Consider the following 275-nt stretch of genomic DNA (forward strand, 5'->3'; position numbering starts at 1 on the left):
TACGCGGCGATGCCGCTGCTGCTCATGGGTGATGCCGGATCGGGTAAGACGCTGGTGTCGGAGGCTATTCTTGAGCGTGTGGTGGCCGAGCGGCCGCTGGATGATCCGGATTTCCGGGTGTTGTACGTCACATCCAAACCCTATCTGGTCGAAGAAATGAGACGGAGCTGGAGCCTCTCGCCACTGGCGGGCGAGTTGCCGGAGGGTATGGTGAGCTTTAAAACCTGGGTGCAGGTGCTGCAGGATTCGGGTGTGGCAATTACGGAAAAAAACCA

1 protein-coding gene is annotated in these 275 nt (G+C 58.5%); it reads left to right on the forward strand.

Annotation, left to right across the window (positions count from 1 at the left end; genetic code table 11):
* Positions 1–24 precede the first annotated feature (24 nt).
* Positions 25–275 (forward strand): hypothetical protein (locus tag ACQUTA_RS13135; RefSeq protein ID WP_444988717.1); only part of this gene is annotated, 251 nt, incomplete at its 3' end.

The organism is Legionella navarrensis, assembly GCF_052527415.1.